Source organism: Streptomyces sp. NPDC006235, from assembly GCF_040613735.1.
Classification (GTDB): domain Bacteria; phylum Actinomycetota; class Actinomycetes; order Streptomycetales; family Streptomycetaceae; genus Streptomyces.
In genome coordinates, this window is sequence record NZ_JBEXSR010000054.1 from 1 (window position 1) to 16,720 (window position 16,720).

15 protein-coding genes are annotated in these 16,720 nt (G+C 72.8%); 8 read left to right on the top strand and 7 right to left on the bottom strand.

The features are described from left to right. Positions 1 to 129 precede the first annotated feature (129 nt). Positions 130 to 426, bottom strand: coding sequence for a DUF4235 domain-containing protein (locus ABZ192_RS38560; protein ID WP_020274281.1), 297 nt, complete (start codon positions 424 to 426; stop codon positions 130 to 132). 38 nt (positions 427 to 464) lie between these two features. Next, positions 465 to 1,490: a glutathione S-transferase C-terminal domain-containing protein gene (locus tag ABZ192_RS38565; protein WP_356929125.1), complete on the bottom strand. Its 1,026-nt coding sequence runs from the start codon at positions 1,488 to 1,490 to the stop codon at positions 465 to 467. 34 nt (positions 1,491 to 1,524) lie between these two features. Between ABZ192_RS38565 and ABZ192_RS38570 the strand changes: the two genes are divergently transcribed. Continuing rightward, positions 1,525 to 2,571: a cation diffusion facilitator family transporter gene (locus ABZ192_RS38570; protein ID WP_356929160.1), complete on the top strand. Its 1,047-nt coding sequence runs from the start codon at positions 1,525 to 1,527 to the stop codon at positions 2,569 to 2,571. A 719-nt stretch (positions 2,572 to 3,290) separates the two neighbouring features. On the opposite strand, the gene ABZ192_RS38575 is transcribed toward ABZ192_RS38570, so the two are convergent. Next, positions 3,291 to 3,740 carry a nitroreductase family deazaflavin-dependent oxidoreductase gene (locus ABZ192_RS38575; RefSeq protein ID WP_356929126.1) on the bottom strand — a complete coding sequence of 150 codons (450 nt, stop codon included), beginning with the start codon at positions 3,738 to 3,740 and terminating at the stop codon, positions 3,291 to 3,293. Between the two features lie 104 nt (positions 3,741 to 3,844). Next, complete coding sequence (locus ABZ192_RS38580; protein ID WP_356929127.1) at positions 3,845 to 4,477, bottom strand: LysE family transporter; 633 nt, start codon at positions 4,475 to 4,477, stop codon at positions 3,845 to 3,847. A gap of 350 nt (positions 4,478 to 4,827) precedes the next feature. Between ABZ192_RS38580 and ABZ192_RS38585 the strand changes: the two genes are divergently transcribed. From ABZ192_RS38585 to ABZ192_RS38605, 5 genes are all read left to right on the top strand, one after another. Further along, positions 4,828 to 6,024, top strand: coding sequence for a cytochrome P450 (locus ABZ192_RS38585; RefSeq protein ID WP_356929128.1), 1,197 nt, complete (start codon positions 4,828 to 4,830; stop codon positions 6,022 to 6,024). Positions 6,025 to 6,037: 13 nt separating this feature from the next. After that, complete coding sequence (locus ABZ192_RS38590; RefSeq protein WP_356929129.1) at positions 6,038 to 6,238, top strand: ferredoxin; 201 nt, start codon at positions 6,038 to 6,040, stop codon at positions 6,236 to 6,238. Next, positions 6,235 to 6,708, top strand: a complete 474-nt coding sequence (locus ABZ192_RS38595; RefSeq protein ID WP_356929130.1) for a nuclear transport factor 2 family protein — start codon at positions 6,235 to 6,237, stop codon at positions 6,706 to 6,708. Before ABZ192_RS38590 ends, ABZ192_RS38595 begins: the two co-directional genes overlap by 4 nt. 28 nt (positions 6,709 to 6,736) lie before the next feature. Further along, a complete protein-coding gene (locus ABZ192_RS38600; RefSeq protein WP_356929131.1) occupies positions 6,737 to 7,273 on the top strand; it encodes a flavoprotein in 537 nt (178 codons plus the stop codon). 215 nt (positions 7,274 to 7,488) lie between these two features. Next, positions 7,489 to 8,457 (top strand): aldo/keto reductase, encoded by a 969-nt coding sequence (locus ABZ192_RS38605; protein WP_356929132.1) that lies wholly within the window; start codon positions 7,489 to 7,491, stop codon positions 8,455 to 8,457. Between the two features lie 62 nt (positions 8,458 to 8,519). Here ABZ192_RS38605 and ABZ192_RS38610 read toward each other — a convergent pair whose 3' ends face one another. Beyond that, on the bottom strand, positions 8,520 to 9,359 hold the full coding sequence (locus tag ABZ192_RS38610) for a phytanoyl-CoA dioxygenase family protein (protein WP_356929133.1): 840 nt from the start codon (positions 9,357 to 9,359) through the stop codon (positions 8,520 to 8,522). 63 nt (positions 9,360 to 9,422) lie between these two features. Between ABZ192_RS38610 and ABZ192_RS38615 the strand changes: the two genes are divergently transcribed. Both ABZ192_RS38615 and ABZ192_RS38620 read left to right on the top strand, forming a co-directional pair. Beyond that, positions 9,423 to 10,409, top strand: a complete 987-nt coding sequence (locus ABZ192_RS38615) for a helix-turn-helix domain-containing protein (protein ID WP_356929134.1) — start codon at positions 9,423 to 9,425, stop codon at positions 10,407 to 10,409. A gap of 381 nt (positions 10,410 to 10,790) precedes the next feature. After that, positions 10,791 to 12,926 (top strand): RICIN domain-containing protein, encoded by a 2,136-nt coding sequence (locus tag ABZ192_RS38620; RefSeq protein WP_356929135.1) that lies wholly within the window; start codon positions 10,791 to 10,793, stop codon positions 12,924 to 12,926. Positions 12,927 to 12,938: 12 nt separating this feature from the next. Here the strand turns inward: ABZ192_RS38620 and ABZ192_RS38625 are convergent, their stop codons facing one another. Both ABZ192_RS38625 and ABZ192_RS38630 read right to left on the bottom strand, forming a co-directional pair. Next, a complete protein-coding gene (locus tag ABZ192_RS38625) occupies positions 12,939 to 14,195 on the bottom strand; it encodes an arsenic transporter (protein WP_356929161.1) in 1,257 nt (418 codons plus the stop codon). A gap of 87 nt (positions 14,196 to 14,282) precedes the next feature. Continuing rightward, positions 14,283 to 16,679, bottom strand: a complete 2,397-nt coding sequence (locus tag ABZ192_RS38630) for a SpoIIE family protein phosphatase (RefSeq protein WP_356929136.1) — start codon at positions 16,677 to 16,679, stop codon at positions 14,283 to 14,285. Positions 16,680 to 16,720 lie beyond the last annotated feature (41 nt).

Below are 16,720 nucleotides of genomic sequence, written 5' to 3' on the forward strand. Positions count from 1 at the left end.
GACGGTCGTTGGGTCCTCCGCTACCACGTCCCGTACACGATCGAGCACGAGGGCCGCACCCACCGCATCGTTGCCACGATCTTCGCCCAGCCCCCGCCCGCCGCACCGGCGGGCGGGGCCGTGTCGTGCTCAGTCGCGGCCGCCCTTCTCCCCGGCCGGCCAGGTGCCGGTGGAACGCTCGATGGCCTTGGCGCCCGCGCGGTCCACGGCGCTGCGCACCACGGCGAAGATGGCGCCCTGGACCGCGGCGGCCAGCAGGATCTCCCCCCAGCCGCGGTCCTTGTCCAGCGCGTCGGGCGCGTCCTCCTCGTGACGGATCGCCATCCATGTCTTGCGGAAGGCCAGCCCGGCCAGCCAGCCGCTCGACCAGCCCAGCACGAACCCGAGGGGCTGGTAGGCGAAGGGCAGCTTCTTCTTCTTGGCCACGTGAATCTCCTTGATCGGTGAGGGGTGGACGGAAGTGGTCAGGGGGTGTGGGCGGCCGGGACCCGCTCCTCGGCGCGGACCGGCCCGGGCGGCGTACCGTCCCCGAACGGCCGGCCGCCCAGCTCCTCGCGGTGGTGCGGGGTCAGCCAGCCGGACAGGTCCGGGCCCAGCGGCACGATGCGGGTCGGGTTGATGCCCGTGTGCACCTGGTAGTAGTGGCGCTTGATGTGGTCGAAGTCGACGGTGTCGCCGAAGCCGGGCGTCTGGTAGAGGTCCCGGACGTACCCCCACAGCACCCGGTTCTCCGTCAGCTTCCAGCGGTTGCACTTGAAGTGGCCGTGGTAGACCGCGTCGAAGCGGACCAGCGTGGTGAACAGCCGGATGTCCGCCTCGGTGATGGTGTCGCCGACGAGGTACCGCTGCCGTTCCAGGCGGTCCGCGAGCAGCTCCAGCCGCCGGAACACGCCCGCGCAGGCGGTCTCGTACTCCTCCTGCCCGGTGGCGAAACCCGCCCGGTACACGCCGTTGTTGACGTCCTCGTAGACGTCCGCCATCACCTCGTCGATCTCGTCGCGCAGCTTGTCCGGGTACAGGTCGGGCGCGCCCTGCCGGTGCAGGGCCGACCATTCGGTCGCGAGGTCGAGCGTCAGTTGCTGGTAGTCGTTGGTGACCAGCTGTCCGCTGGGCACGTCCACGATCGCCGGCACGCTGACACCGCCGGGGTAGTCCCTCTCCCGGCGGTCGTACGCCTCACACAGATAGCGGATGCCGAGGACCGGGTCGCGACCGTCCTCGTCCAGGGTGAAGCGCCAGCTGCGGTCGTCCTGGATCGGGTCGGCGACGGCCAGGGACAGCGCGTCCTCCAGGCCGAGCAGCCGCCGGGAGACCAGCGACCGGCTCGCCCACGGGCAGGCGCGGCTGACGACCAGACGGTAGCGGCCGGCCTCCACCGGCCAGCCGTCCCGGCCATCGGCGGTGATCCGGTCCGAGAAATGCGCCTTGGACCGCTTGAACCTGCTCCTTCCGTAGGCGCTGTTGCCGCCGTCGCCGTCGTCGCGGCTCATGGGGATGACCTCCTTCGGCGTACGTGTGGCCTGCTTGTCGTGCGTGTGCCCCGGTGAACGCGTTCCCCTTTTTCCGCCGACGGCACGGTGTGAGCACCGCCGACCGGGGCAATCGGCGTGGGTGACTGCAGAAGGAACTGATCGGAGGACACGCGTCACCGTGCTGGTGGCGCTCGCTGCCAATCTGGTGATCGCGGCAGCCAAGGCGGTCGGTGGCCTGGCCGCGGGATCACCGGCCCTGCTGTCGGAGGCGGCCCACTCGGTGGCCGACAGCCTGAACGAGGTGTTCTTACTGGCGGCGCTGCGCCGCAGCCGCCGCCCCGCCGACCGGCGGCACCCCTTCGGCTACGGCAAGGAGCGGTTCTTCTGGTCGCTCCTGGCGGCCGTCGGGATCTTCGTCATGGGCGGCTGCTTCTCCTTCTTCCAGGGCTTCGAGGCCCTGGCGGGCGGAGCGGAGGAGGATACCGGCGGCTATGTGGCCGGTCTGATCGTGCTCGGTATCGCCCTCCTCGCGGAGGGCGCCTCTTTGCTGCGGGCGTTGTACCAGGTGCGCCGGCAGGGCGGCACGGGCGCCGGGCTGCGCGACCCCGCGCTGCGCACGGTCGTCGCCGAGGACGGTACGGCGGTGCTCGGCGTCACGCTCGCCATCGCCGGTATGGCGCTGCACATGGTCACGGGCCAGGTGGTGTGGGAGGCGTCGGCCTCCCTGGCGATCGGCGCGCTGCTGGTCTACGTCGCCTACCGGCTGGGCCGGGACGCCCGCGACCAGCTGATCGGCGAGGCCGCCGACCAGGAGTCGAGCGGGAGGATCCGGGAGTTGCTGCGGGCACAGCCCGAGATCGACAGCGTGGAGGCACTGTTCACCATGAAGACGGGCCTCGACACGGCACTTATCGCCGCCCGCGTCGACCTCGTGCCCGGCCTGGACAGCGAGCGCGTCGAGGACGTCGCCGTCCGCATCAAGCGCTCCATCGCCCGGACGGTCCCCGAGGCCGACCAGATCTTCCTCGATGTCACCGACCATCGCGCGCGAGAGGCAGCGGAAAGCCCCGCCGCGACGGGGGAACGCGGCGGGGCCTGACCCACGCGTGCCCCGTCGCCGACGGTTCATGCACGCCCCCGGAGAAGTTTTTAGCCGACCGCCCCGGACAGGGCGGTCGGCCTCTCGGGCCCGCTCCGCGGGGGCGTCGTTCCGGGCGGGACCGGGGGGCAACTTCGGGGGTGCGCTCGGCGCCCCGGATGCCGGCGGCGGACGCCCTCCTCCGCCCACCTCCGGACGGGCTCCGCCCTGTGCCCCCGACGGTCGGGTGGTGTTTCGTGCCCGCCGACGGGCGACGACTCGTGTCCCATCGAGCGGACGGCGGTTTTCGCGCCCGCCGGTCGGGCGACCTTTCGTGTTCCGACGGTCGGGTGGGTGTGGTGTCCTGTGTCCGCCGGTCGTGCGACGATCCGGTTTCCATCGGTCGGGTGGGTGTTTTGTGCCCGCCGGTCGGGCGGCCTTGCGTGTTCCGACGGTCGGGGGGTGTCTTGTGCCCGCTGGTCGGGCGGCCGTCCGTGGCCCATCGATCGGGTGGAGTTCCGAGCCCGCCGGACGGGCGACTATCCGTCTCCCAACGGTCGGGCGGCGTTTCGTGCCCGCCGGACGGGTCGCCTTCCGTGCCCCAGCGGCCGGGCGATGGCGGCTTCGTCCCCCGGCGGCCCGAAACAAGGCCCCTGGGCGGCCGACCGCTGCCGGTCCGCTCAGGGGCCCGTCCTCGCCCTGCTCGCATGGCCGCCCGGGGGCGCCGAAGGCCTGCCGCGTCACCCGCCGTCGGTCGGCTCCAGCACGAACACGGGGATCTCCCGGTCCGTCTTCTTCTGGTAGTCGGCATAGGGGGGATACGCCGCCACGGCGCGTTCCCACCACTCGGCCTTCTCCTGGCCCGTGACCTCACGGGCGACCATGTCCTGCTTCACCGGGCCGTCCTGCAGCTCCACGTGCGGATCGGCCTTGATGTTGAAGTACCAGACCGGGTGCTTGGGCGAGCCGCCGAGGGAGGCGACCGCGGCGTAACGCCCCTCGTGCTCCACCCGCATCACCGGTGTCTTGCGCAGCTTGCCGCTCCTGGCACCCCGTGAGGTGAGGATGACCACCGGCATCTTCGAGCCCTGGAGGGTCGTGCCCTGCGTGCCGCCGGAGCTCTCGTAGAGCTCCACCTGCTTGCGCACCCACTGCGTCGGGCTGGGTTCGTACTCGCCCTGGAGAGGCATGGCATCCGTCCCATCGTCGTGTCACGGTTGACCGGCATCCGCCTTCAACACCGATACGCCCGCGAATCATCCGCACCACGGCACGTCCGGGCCGGCGGCGCGTCTCACCCCGGCGCCACCGCCGTCCGCACGGCCAGGACCGTCATCACCCCGCTCGCCACCAGCGCCGTCACCAGCCGGCCCCGGTGACCGGTCAGCGCCCGCCCCAGCAGGGCTCCGCTCCCGGCGAGCAGCACCTGCCAGCTCGCCGAGGCGGCGAAGGCGGCGAGCACGAAGACGCCCTGCTCCGGAGCGCCGGCCGGCCCCGCGGACCGGGAGCCGAGCACGAGTGCCGCGAAGTAGATCACGGTCGTGGGGTTCAGGAGGGTGACGCCGAGCAGCGCCAGGTAGGCCCGTGCGGGGCCCGGGGGAGCGGGGGCCGTCCGCGTGGCGAGCCGGTGGCCGCGGTGTTCGCGCACGGCCGTGACCGCGCCCCACCCCGCCAGCCCGAGCAGCACCAGGACACAGATCCAGCGCAGCGGCCCGAGCACCGGCCGCAGCGCGTCGGCCAGGGCCGCGCCTCCGAGCGTGGCTGCGAGGGCGTACAGCCCGTCGGCGGTGGCGACGCCGAGCGCGGCGCAGACACCGGTGCGCAGGGACGTACGGGCGGTGAGGGAGACGAGGTACGTCCCGACGGCGCCGACGGGGACGGCGATGCCGTACCCGGCGAGCAGCCCCGCGACGAGCGCGGCCGTCATGACCGCGGCGGCGTCGGCCCTCCACGGCGGCCGGACCGCTGCTGTCGGCGCGCGGCAGGAGCGGCGGCGGACGGCGGCAGCAGGACGGCGAAGTCGGACATGGCTGGATCCTGGGCCCTGCAACGCCCCACCGACAACCGGTTTTCCCACCGGCACCGGCGCACCGCCGCTTCCGGCAGGGGACCGGCTCCCGCAACCCGGCCCCCGACGGCCGGCGTTCGAACTGGAAGACGGCGTTCCTCGGCCATGTTGGCGCCGCCACCGATCTGGCCGAACTTCGCGTCGTTCTATAGGTGCCTGGGGCATCTAATGAAGATCGGCACGACGCACACTTCGTCTGCGAGGTCTTCATGACGGAAACGACCGCACCCGTCGCCTTCCCCCAGAGCCGGACCTGCCCCTACCAGCCGCCCGCCGCGTACGACTCGCTGCGCGACGAGCGCCCCCTGACCCGCATCACCCTCTTCGACGGCCGTGAGGCGTGGCTGGTCAGCGGGCACGCGACCGCCCGCGCGCTGCTGGCCGACCCGCGGCTGTCCTCCAACCGCAGCCGTCCCGGCTTCCCCGCCCCGACCCGGCGGTTCGCCGGGATCACGAACCGCAGAACAGCCCTGCTCGGCGTCGACGACCCCGAGCACCGCGCCCAGCGGCGGATGGTCGTCGGCGACTTCACCTTCAAACGGGCCGTCGAACTCCGGCCACGGATCCAGCAGATCGTGGACGAACGGCTCGACGCGATGATCGCCCAGGGCCCGCCCGCGGACCTGGTGAGCGCCTTCGCGCTGCCCGTGCCGTCCATGGTCATCTGCGCCCTGCTCGGTGTCCCGTACGCCGACCACGACTTCTTCGAGGCCCAGTCACGACGGCTGCTGCGCGGCCCGGAGACCGCGGACGTCGAGGACGCCCGCGACCGGCTGGAGGCGTACTTCGGCGAGCTGATCGACCGCAAGCAGCGCGCCCCCGGCACCGGTCTGCTCGACGACCTGGTCCAGCGGCAGCTGCGCGAGGGCGCGGTCGACCGCGAGGGCCTGATCGCCCTGGCGCTCATCCTGCTGGTCGCGGGCCACGAGACGACCGCCAACATGATCTCCCTCGGCACCTTCACCCTGCTCCAGCACCCCGAACGGCTGGCCGAACTGCGCGCCGACCCGCGGCTGCTGCCGGCCGCCGTCGAGGAGCTGATGCGGATGCTGTCGATCGCCGACGGCCTGCTGCGCCTGGCCGTCGAGGACATCGAGGTGGCCGGGACGACCATCCGCAAGGGCGACGGCGTGGTCTTCGCGACCTCCGTCATCAACCGCGACGATACGGTCTACCCCGAGCCGGACACGCTCGACTGGAGCCGCCCGGCCCGCCATCACGTCGCCTTCGGCTTCGGCATCCACCAGTGCCTCGGCCAGAACCTCGCCCGCGCCGAACTCGAGATCGCCCTGCACACCCTCTTCGACCGGCTGCCCGCGCTGCGGCTGGCCGCCCCGGCCGAGGAGATCCCCTTCAAACCGGGCGACACGATCCAGGGGATGCTGGAACTTCCCGTGACCTGGTAAGAGGCTTCCGGACATGCACATCGACATCGACAAGGACGTCTGCATCGGCGCGGGCCAGTGCGCCCTGACCGCCCCGGACGTGTTCACCCAGGACGACGACGGCTACAGCGCCCTGCTGCCCGGCCAGGAGGACGGCGGCGGCAGCCCCCTGGTACGGGAGGCGGCCCGGGCCTGCCCGGTGAGCGCCATCACCGTCTCGGAGAAAGTGAGTTGAGGCCGTTCTCCACGGGCGACCGCCCGCCGCTGCCGCCCTTCACCCGGGACACCGCCGCGCAGAAGGTCCAGTCCGCCGAGGACGCCTGGAACACCCGCGACCCGCACAAGGTCGCCCTCGCCTACTCGGAGGACTCCGTTTGGCGCAACCGCGACACCTTCCTCACCGGACGCGCCGAGATCGTCGACTTCCTGACCGGAAAGTGGGAGCGCGAGCGGGAGTACGCGCTGCGCAAGGACCTGTGGGCCTTCGACGGCAACCGCATCGCGGTCCGCTTCCAGTACGAGTGCAGGGACGCGGAGGGCCGGTGGTGGCGCTCCTACGGCAACGAACTGTGGGAGTTCGACGAGCACGGCCTGATGACCCGCCGCGAGGCGAGCATCAATGATGTACCGATCGAGGAGCGGGAGCGTCGCATCTTCGGCCCGCGGCCGGAGCACGAGCGCGGAGCCACCTTCCCCGTCCGGTGAGCCTTGAGGAGTCACTAGGGTTTCCGGGATGACCGAACAGTCCGCCCGGAAGCCCTTCCTCTACGTCGTCGTCTGCGCCGCCGGTATCGCCGCGGACGTCAGCAAACTGATCACCGCCGCGCAGGAGCGCGACTGGGAGGTCGGTGTCATCGCGACGCCCGTCGCCATGAACGGCTTCTTCGACACCGCGGCCGTCGAGGCGCAGACGGGCCGCCCGATCCGGTCCGCCTGGCGCACCCCGGGCGAGCCGCGTCCGTTCCCGGCGCCCGACGCCGTGGTCGTCGCGCCCGCCACCTTCAACACCGTCAACAAGTGGGCGGCCGGCATCGCCGACACCCTCGCCCTGGGCACCCTGTGCGAGGCCGCGGGGCTCGGCGTGCCGGTCGCCGTCCTGCCGTGCGTGGCCGACGCGCTGGCGTCCCACCCCACCTACCGGGACAGTCTCGAACGGCTGCGGGGCATGGGCGTGCGGTTCGGGCAGCCGTACACCGGAGAACCCGGTGAGGACGGCGGACGGCCGGAGTTCGGCTGGGAACGGGCGCTGGACCTGGTCGAACGCGGCTGACGGCCGGCCGGTCAGCCGCAGCCGACCGTGGGTCCCTCCACCACGCCGCCGGTGTACAGCGCCTGCCCGCGCGGCATCCAGTAACCCCGCTTCGCGTGGAGCCTGGGGCCAGCAACGATGACGGCCCGTGAGCCGGTGCGGCCCGCGACGGCTTCGAGCGCACACGAGCACGTACGCTCCCCCTGGAACACCTCCCGAAGGCAGGAGCAGCAACGATGCAGTACGTGAAGCTCGGTTCGACGGGCCTGGACGTCTCGCGGATCTGTCTGGGGTGCATGACCTACGGCCTGCCGGACCGGGGCCGGCACGAGTGGACCCTCGACGAGGAGGCCTCGCGCCCGCTGATCCGGCAGGCGGTCGAGGCGGGCATCAACTTCTTCGACACGGCCAACGTCTACTCCGACGGCACCAGCGAGGAGATCGTCGGCCGGGCCCTGCGCGACTTCGCCCGCCGCGACGAGATCGTGCTCGCCACGAAGGTGCACGGCCGGATGCGGCCCGGGCCCAACGGCGGCGGCCTGTCCCGCAAGGCGATCATCAGCGAGCTCGACCAGAGCCTCACCCGCCTCGGCACCGACTACGTGGACCTCTACCAGATCCACCGCTTCGACCCGCACACCCCCGTCGAGGAGACGATGGAGGCCCTGCACGATGTCGTCAAGGCCGGCAAGGTCCGCTACATCGGGGCCAGTTCGATGTACGCCTGGCAGTTCTCCAAGGCCCAGTACACCGCCCGGCTGAACGGCTGGACCCGCTTCGTCTCCATGCAGAACCACTACAACCTCCTCTACCGCGAGGAGGAGCGCGAGATGCTGCCCCTGTACGCGGACCAGGGCGTCGGCGTCCTGCCCTGGAGCCCGCTCGCCCGCGGCCGTCTCACCCGCGACTGGGACACCACGACCGAGCGCAGCGCCACCGACACCTTCGGCAGCAACCTGTATCAAGAGGGCGACCGCACCATCGTCGAGGCGGTCACCCGCATCGCCGGGGAGCGGGACGTGCCCCGCGCCCAGGTCGCGCTCGCCTGGCTCCTCCACCAGGACACGGTGACGGCCCCGATCGTCGGAGCGTCCAAGCCGCAGCACCTGGAGGACGCGGTGGCGGCGGTGGAGCTGGAGCTCAGCGACAAGGAACTCGAGGAACTGGAGCGGCCCTACACACCGCATCCGATCGCCGGTCACTGAAACCGTCCTCCAGGGGCGCGGGGAACGGCGCGACCAGCCACACCAAACCCGCAGACGAGCGACTAGTGGGGCCCCTGCCACGTGAACTCCGTCCCGCAGGGCCCCGCCCCCTCGCTCTCCGGCAGCGCCACCCTCGCCCCGCTCATCGTCAACGTCCGGTAGAACCTGCCGATCCGCTCCGCCGACCGCCCCACGTAATGCCCGATGAACGACCGCCGGAACCGATCACCCGAACGGTTCGGCTGCGACCCGTGCACCAGACTGCCGTTGAAGAACAGAACATCCCCCGGCGACATGTCCACCGGCACGGGCGCCAGACCGGGCGGCGGCGGAACGTACTCCCGCGCGAAGGACACCCCCGCGTCCGCCTCCTCCGGGCAGAACAGGCCCATCCGGTGCGTGCCCGGCACGACCTCCAGCCCGCCGTTCTCACGGTCGATCACCTCGCAGGCCAGCCACGCCGCCACACAGGTGCCCGGCTCCACCCGCAGATAGAAGTTGTCCTGGTGCAGCGCCTGCCCCCGGGCCCCCGGCGGCTTGAAGTAGAACATGCTCTGCGCCGCCAGGACCTCCTCCCCGAGGAGCACCTCCAGCACCGTCCGCAGTCGGGCGTCCAGCAGGACGTCGCGAGCGAGGCCGTTGATCTCGTGCGGGTGCATCACCCGCGGCCAGACGTGCAGCGGATCGGCGCCCGGCCCCGACGCGCGCGGCTCGAAATGCCCTGGGACCGGACCGGCCGCACGCAGTGCCGCGAACTCGTCGCACAGCCGCTCGGTCTCGTCGGCCCCGAAGAGCCCGCGCACGACCGTGAAACCGTCCTCCTCGAAACCCTCCCGGTACCGCTGGAGCGCGGCAGGGTCCAGGATGGGAGCGCCGGCGGCGCCGTTGCCCGTGACTGTCATGAGCGCACTCCTCGGTCAGTGGTCCCCGGCACGACACGCTAGGCGACCGTGCTGCCGAGGGGGATGCCCGTGCGTGCTGACGGATTGCCCGGTACTGCTGAGCACGGGCACGACGGGGACCCAGCCCGCGGCGACCCCGCACCGCCGCCCGGCCTGGTCGTGCTCGGTCACTTCGACCAGCCGCCCGGTTACGTCGTCAACCGACCGTACGGATCCGCGAGTTGGCTGTTCACCTGGACCACGGGAGGCCGCGGGCTGCTCCGGCAGGGCGCGGTGGAGACCTCGGCCGGCGCGGGCCACCTGGTGGTGCTCGCCCCGGGCGCCCCGCACCGTTACACGGTCCGGCCCGGCGCCCGCCGCTGGCGGTTCTGGTGGGCGCACTGCCAGGCCCGCCCGTCGTGGGCCGCGTGGCTGCGACCGTACGAGGCCGGTGACGGGGTCTACGTGGTCACGTCCGCCCCGGTCGGAGTGCACGGCCGTGTCGAGGCGGCGTTCCGGCGCATGCACGCCGACGCCCGCCGGCCAGGGGCCTCGGCCGGGGCACCACCGTCCGAGGCGGTGGCCCCTGGGAGTGTCGCAGACGACACCGCGACCCCGGACGGGCAGATCGCCGTCGCGCACGGCGGCGCCGCCCGCGAACTGGCCCTGTGCGCCCTGGAGGAGATCGTCCTCCTCGCCACCGCCGGTGCCCGGCCGACGGAACCACGGCCCGGCCTCGACGCGCGGATCCAACGGGCCCAGGAGCTGATCGACGCCGACCCGGGCGCCCCGCACACCGTCCGCTCGCTGGCCGGACAGGTCTCCCTGTCGCCGTCCCGCTTCGCCCATCTGTTCAGCCGCCAGCTCGGCCGGTCGCCCATGCGCGCCCTGCGCGAGGCACGGCTGCGTCACGCCGCCCGCCTGCTGGAGGGCACCGACCTGTCCGTGGAACGCGTCGCCGCGGCCTCGGGTTTCGCCAGCCCGTTCCACTTCAACCGCGTCTTCCGCGAGCGCTACGGAACACCTCCCGGGGCGTACCGGAACACCGCTCACGGCGGTCCGCGCGGCTGAGCAGAGGTGTCGTCATTGGTTCCGGGAGGAGTTCCCGAAAGGGCCGTTCCGGGAAGGCCCGAGGGTGTGAGCTGCTGTGCGGGCGGCAGTCCAATGGTTTTGAGGCGACTCCCGGAGCCGGGCGAAAACGCGCCGGGAAAAAACAGAACGGACAGTGCGGAAATCCCTTTCGCACCGCACATTGACGTTTTGTCAAAAGGCTCCGGCCGCGTACGCAATGCACGAAACCGCGAGATCACTTGTTCCCTGTCGCTGACCTGTGCAAAGGTGTGCCCTGTCGGCGTCCGGACAACACGCCTTTCTTCGCATGCGCGAGGCCACCGGGCCGACATACCCCTTGGTATGGACTTTCTCCCGCATGTCCTTGAGAGGAATGCAGCCGTGAACGACGCAGGCCCGTCGAATTCTCCGGGTCCGGCCCGCAGGATCGGCGCGACGGACGAGCAACTGAGCGCCGAGCTCAGGAAGTGGACGGGGGCGACCCCCGCACTTCACCCCGTCGGCGAACTGCTGGACCGGCACTGGGAGGCGGCCTCCGCCTACGCACGGCTGTGCACCGACGGGCCGCGTTCCGCCGGAATACTCACGACGGCCGCCTTCACCCGGATCTTCGGCGAGACCCTGCGCCAGACCGGCCCCACCTCGGCGTGGCGGCCCCATCTGCTCGTCACCGTGCGGCGTATCGCCGCCGAGTGGGCCACCGACCACAGACGCGACATGCTTCACCCGGACCTGCTGTCCGGGTCCGGCGAGGGGGAGCGAGTGGCCGCCCGGCTGCTGCCGCAGCAGCACCGGCGCCTGCTGTCCGGTGCCTTCCAGCGGTTGCCCCAGTCGGCGCGCTGTCTGCTGTGGCACGTAGAGGTCGAGGCCGAGCCGCTCGCCGTCCCGGCCGGGCTGCTCGGCCTGGACGAGGAGGGTGCCGGCGTCGAACTGGACCGGGCCCGTGACCGGTTGCGCGAGGAGAGCCTCCAGCTGCACCGCGAACTCGCGCCCGACGAGGAGTGCCGGCGCTATCTCCGCCTGCTCGACGTGACGTACCGGCGTGGCGCCCTCGATCTCGACCCCGATCTACGCGCGCATATCCAGGGCTGCGGGCACTGCGCCGCCGCCGCGGACCAGCTCGGCCGGTTCAACCACGGGCTCGGTCCCGCCCTGGCGGAGGCGGTGCTCGGCTGGGGCGGCCTGGAGTACGCGGAGGGCAGACCGAGCGGCGTCGCGGAGAGCGACGTGCCGGACGCCCCGGGCCCCGGCGCGCAGACGGACGCCCCGCGGCCCGGCGCGGAGTCGGCCGCCGCGGGGACCGGACTCCCCGCAGGTGTGGCCGGTGGCGAAGCCTTCCCCGACCCCGTGGTCCTCGCGGGCATGGCCGGGGAGTCGTTCACCGACCCGGTCGGCCCGCCGGCCGCGCCGGCCGCCCCCGCGACGGGGGACGCGGCGCGTGCTCACGCCCACGACGGCTTCCCGGCCCCGCCCGACGCCCCGCCGGCCGCTGGAACCACGCCCGGCCGGCGTGCCGCGGGTTCCCGTCCCGGCCGGCGTGCGGCGGGCCCCCGCGCCGCGGCGCGCAGATCCGCCCACAAGGCGGCCCGCCGTTCCGCCCGCCGCCGCAATCTCTCCGTGAGCATCCTGACCGTCAGCGGCCTGGTCGTCATCCCGCTGGTCCTGTGGTCCCTGGGCAGCTCCGGCGAGGGCCCGCAGCAGGCGGGTGCGGGACGGCCCTCCGAGGCGCCCGGCTCGGGTGCGGGAGAGCCGACGGGCGACCCGTCATGGATCGGGTCGGGCGACGCCGAGAAGGGCACCCTGCGCGGCCGGCTGCACAACGTGGACTCGGGATTGTGCGTCGGCATCGAGGACGGCAAGGCCGTCGAGGACGCGGAGGCGGAACTCACCCCCTGCTCCTCGGCCGCCGCCCAGCAGTGGACGTACGAGACCGACGGCCTGCTGCGCAACGGCGCCGCCCCGGACCTGTGCCTGGACTCGCACCTCGGCTACTCGGTGCGGCTGGCCCCCTGCGCGGGAACGTCCCAGGCGGACGCCAGGAACATCCGCTACGACTTCACCCTCCAGGGCGCCCTGGTGCCCCGCTGGAACCAGGACCTCGCCCTGGCTCCGGCCGCGACCGACGGCTCGGGAGCCCTGGTCCTCAAGGCTCGGGCCGACGACGAGGACCAGCGGTGGGCGATCGACACCTCCAAGGCGGATCTCCAGATGGAGGCCGTCAACTGGCACGCCGCCGCCCCCGCGCCGCGCCCCACCCCGACACCCACCCCCACGGCCTCGAAGAAGCCCTCGGCGACCCCGACCCCGACCCCCTCCGCCACCCCGTCGGCACAGCGGCCGGCACCGACCAGCCCGGCCCCCACCGACCCGGCCTGCGACCCCAACGGCTACCCCTGCGACGGGGACGGCCAGGACGGTTATCCCGGCTACGGCTACCCCGGTTATGGATACCCCGGCTATGGCGGCTACGGCGGCTATGGCTACGGCTACGGCGGTCATGGCGGCGGCCACCGCTGACCGGGTGCGCGCTCAGCTCCCGACGACGCGCAGCGACAGCCACAGCGCCACCACGGCCGGCACCAGCGCGGCCGGTACCGCGAGCAGCCCGAGCCGGGTGAACTCGCCGACTTCCACCCGGTGTCCGTGCTGCTGCACGATCCGCCGCCACAGCAGGGTCGCCAGCGATCCGGCGTAGGTCAGGTTGGGGCCGATGTTCACGCCGAGCAGCACCGCCAGCACGGCACCGGGTCCGGCCCCCGCGGTCAGCGGCAGCAGCACCAGGACCGCGGGCAGGTTGTTGACGATGTTCGACAGGACGGCGGCCAGCGCGGCCACGCCCAGCAGTGTGAGCAGGCCCGAGCCGGCGGGCAGCACCCGGTGGAGCGCGTCGGCGAGCCCGTGGTCGACGACCGCCCGCACCACGACGCCCAGGGCGAGCACGAACGCCAGGAACGCCGGGGCCGCGGACCGCACCACGGCCAGCGGGGTGGCCCGGCGCCGCAGCAGCGCCCGTACGGCCAGCACGAGCGCACCGGCCAGAGCGGCCCAGGCCGGTGCGATCCCGACGGCGGAGGCCACGACGAACCCGGCCAGTGTGCAGCCGACGGTGACCAGGGCGAACAGGGGTAGCTCGGGTGGCCGCTCGGCGTCGGGCGAGGGGAGGGGGGCGGTCAGTTCCTCGTCGAAGAAGCGCCGGAACACCAGGTACTCCGCGCCGATCGCCACCAGCCAGGGCAACGCCATCAGCGCCGCGAACCGGGTGAAGCTCACCCCGCTCGCCGTGAAGGCCAGCAGGTTGGTGAGATTGGAGACCGGCAGCAGCAGCGAGGCGGTGTTCGACAGATGGGCGCACGCGTAGAGGTGCGGCCGGGCCCGGACGCCCATCCGGGTGGCGGTGGCGAGCACCACCGGGGTCAGCAGGACGACGGTGGCGTCCAGACTGAGCACGGCCGTGATGACGGAGGCCAGCGCGAACACCGCGGTCAGCAGCCGCGCGGGACGCCCCGCCGCCCAGCGGGCCATCCACGCCCCGCACGCCGTGAACAGCCCCTCGACGTCGCAGAAGTGCGCGAGCACCAGCACGGCCGCGAGGAAGCCGACCACGGGCCCCAGCCGCTGGATCTCCTCCCACGCGTGGCCCGGCGGGATCACTCCGACGGCGACCGCGAACCCGGCGGCCGGAACCGCCAGGACGGCCTCGGGCAGCCCCCGCGGCCGGAGCACGGCCCAGACGAGCACGGCGGCCAGCAGCACCACGGACAGGACTTCGGCGAGCGGGGCGTTCAGGGTGAAGTCCTCCGGAGCGTGATCACAGCGTGCCCGCCCATGAAACCAGGAGTTGGTAAGAGAGTTACGAGAACGGGAAGCGCGCTGTCACAGCTCGTCGAGCAGGGCCAGCTCCGCCCAGATCGTCTTGCCCTCGGCGGTGTGCCTGCTGCCCCAGCGCTGGGTGAGCTGGGCGACCAGGAGCAGACCGCGGCCTCCCTCGTCCCAGGTCTTGGCGCGGCGCAGGTGTGGCGCCGTGTGGTTGGTGTCGGACACTTCGCAGATCAGCGTGGACGCGTCGTGGATCAGCCGCAGCCGGATGGGCTGGGCGCCGTAGCGGATGGCGTTGGTGACCAGCTCGCTCACCACCAGTTCCCCGGTGAACGTGGCCTCGGTCAGCCCCCAGCGGTCGAGCTGGTCGACGACCTGCTTGCGGATGGGGGCCACCAGCGCCGGGTCGGCGGGGATGTCCCAGGTCGCCACCTGGGAGGACGGCAGGCCCCGGGTGCGGGCCAGCAGCAGGGCCACGTCGTCGGCGGAGCCGGTGGGCGGGAGCAGGGCGTGCAGCACGCGGTCGCAGATCTCGTCCAGGGAGTCGGAGGGAGCCGACAGCGCCTCGCGCAGCATCCGGTGGCTCGCGTCGACGTCCCGCTCGCGGCTCGCGACCAGTCCGTCCGTGTGGAACGCCAGGACGCTGCCCTCCCGCAGCTCCACCTCGGCGCTCTCGAACGGCAGCCCCCCGACACCGAGCGGGGGACCGGAGGGCAGGTCGAGCTGCCGGGCCGGGCCGTCCGGCGGCACCAGCATGGGCTGCGGGTGCCCGGCCCGGGCCAGGGTGCAGCGCCGTGATACGGGGTCGTACACGGCGTACAGGCAGGTCGCGCCCACCTCCCCGGTGCCGGCGTCGACTCCGGACTCCTGGGAGAGCCGGACGACCAGGTCGTCGAGGTGGGTGAGCAGCTCGTCGGGGGCCAGGTCGATGTCGGCGAGGGTGCGGACGGCGGTGCGCAGCCGGCCCATGGTGGCCGAGGCCTGGATGCCGTGCCCGACGACGTCGCCGACGACCATCGCGACGCGCATCCCGGACAGCGGGATCACGTCGAACCAGTCGCCGCCCACGCCGGAGCGGGTGGCGGGCAGATAGCGGGAGGCCGCCTCCACGGCGGCCGTGTGCGGCAGCTTGCGGGGCAGCAGGCTGCGCTGCAGGGTGAGCGTCGTCTCGCGCTCGCGGGAGTAGCGGCGGGCGTTGTCGATGCAGACGGCGGCGCGGGCCGTGACCTCCTCGGCCAGCAGCACGTCGTCGTCGGTGAAGGGCTCCGGGCGACGGAAGCGGGTGAAGACCGCGACCCCGAGGGTCGAGCCCCTGGCCTGGAGCGGCACGGACATCGTCGAGTGGATGCCGTACTCGCGGATCCGCCGGAACCGGACCGGGTCCCAGGCCAGCCACTGCTCGAGGTCGCCGCCGTCCGTTCCGGACGCCACGACCGTGCGCCCCGCGAGGAGCGAGGCGGCCTGCGGGGAGTTCTCCGGATAGACGTCCACCTGCCCCGGCTTGGCCACGGCCTCGGGGCTGCCCGAGTTGACCGACTGGTGGGCGGCGCGGCGCAGGCTCACCGGCGGTTTCGGAGGGGTCGGCGCGCCGGCGGACTCGCCGCCGTTGTCGCGTACGTCGAGCAGGTCGACGCTGACGAAGTCGGCCAGCGCCGGCACGCACACGTCCGCCAACTCCTGGGCCGTACGGGTGACGTCGAGGGTGGTGCCGATGCGCACGCTCGCCTCGTTGACCAGCTGGAGCCGCTCCCGGGACCGGTACTGGTCGCTGAAGTCGTGGGCCGTCACGCACACGCCCCGCACCCGGCCCGAGTCGTCGATGAGCGGTGCGAGCCGGGCCAGCCAGGCGTGCGCACCCCGGTTCTCGCCGCTGGCCTTCATGTACGTCTGCATGTCCTGCCGCCGACCGGTGCTCAGCACGCGGCGCAGATTCTCTTCGAGTTCCGTGTTCTGCGGCCGGCTGCCGACGTCGGTGGGCCGCAGGCCGCGCAGCCGGTCGGCGGGCAGTCCGAGGAGGTCCGCCATGGCGTCGTTGACGCCGCGCAGCCGCAGCCCTTCGTCGAAGATCATCGTGGCGCAGGGCGACTGTGTCAGGGCCGCCCGCACCAGCGGATCGTCCGTCGGTTCCGGGCCGGGCGCCTGAGAAGGGGAGACGGTGAGCCACTCGGTCGCCTCCGGGCCGTCCGGCGGTCTGCGGTGGGCGAGCACCCACGCGGTCACCGCGTGCCCATCGCGGTGACGCAACGTGAGCGTCCCGTTCCAGCGGGCGTCGGTCGGCACGGGCGGCGGCGCCGCTCCGTCGGCCAGCAGTTCGGCGGCCGGGCGGCCGAGGACCTCGGCGGCCGTGTGGCCCAGGAGGCGGTGGGCGCCCTCGCTCCACTCGGTGAGCGTGCCGTCGGCGGCGATGACGGCACGGGCGGCCACGGCATCGTCGAACGGCTCGTCCGGCCTCATCGTCGCCACTCCATACGGACACTCACAGTGATCAGGGAGGT

Excerpts from the sequence above, each read along its gene's own strand:
- ABZ192_RS38605 (WP_356929132.1), top strand. The coding sequence starts at position 7,489 with ATGCAGTACGTGAAGCTCGGTTCGACGGGCCTGGACGTCTCGCGGATC.
- ABZ192_RS38580 (WP_356929127.1), bottom strand. The coding sequence starts at position 4,477 with ATGACGGCCGCGCTCGTCGCGGGGCTGCTCGCCGGGTACGGCATCGCC.
- ABZ192_RS38590 (WP_356929129.1), top strand. The coding sequence starts at position 6,038 with ATGCACATCGACATCGACAAGGACGTCTGCATCGGCGCGGGCCAGTGC.
- ABZ192_RS38600 (WP_356929131.1), top strand. The coding sequence starts at position 6,737 with ATGACCGAACAGTCCGCCCGGAAGCCCTTCCTCTACGTCGTCGTCTGC.
- ABZ192_RS38610 (WP_356929133.1), bottom strand. The coding sequence starts at position 9,359 with ATGACAGTCACGGGCAACGGCGCCGCCGGCGCTCCCATCCTGGACCCT.
- ABZ192_RS38630 (WP_356929136.1), bottom strand. The coding sequence starts at position 16,679 with ATGAGGCCGGACGAGCCGTTCGACGATGCCGTGGCCGCCCGTGCCGTC.
- ABZ192_RS38575 (WP_356929126.1), bottom strand. The coding sequence starts at position 3,740 with ATGCCTCTCCAGGGCGAGTACGAACCCAGCCCGACGCAGTGGGTGCGC.
- ABZ192_RS38585 (WP_356929128.1), top strand. The coding sequence starts at position 4,828 with ATGACGGAAACGACCGCACCCGTCGCCTTCCCCCAGAGCCGGACCTGC.
- ABZ192_RS38565 (WP_356929125.1), bottom strand. The coding sequence starts at position 1,490 with ATGAGCCGCGACGACGGCGACGGCGGCAACAGCGCCTACGGAAGGAGC.
- ABZ192_RS38615 (WP_356929134.1), top strand. The coding sequence starts at position 9,423 with ATGCCCGTGCGTGCTGACGGATTGCCCGGTACTGCTGAGCACGGGCAC.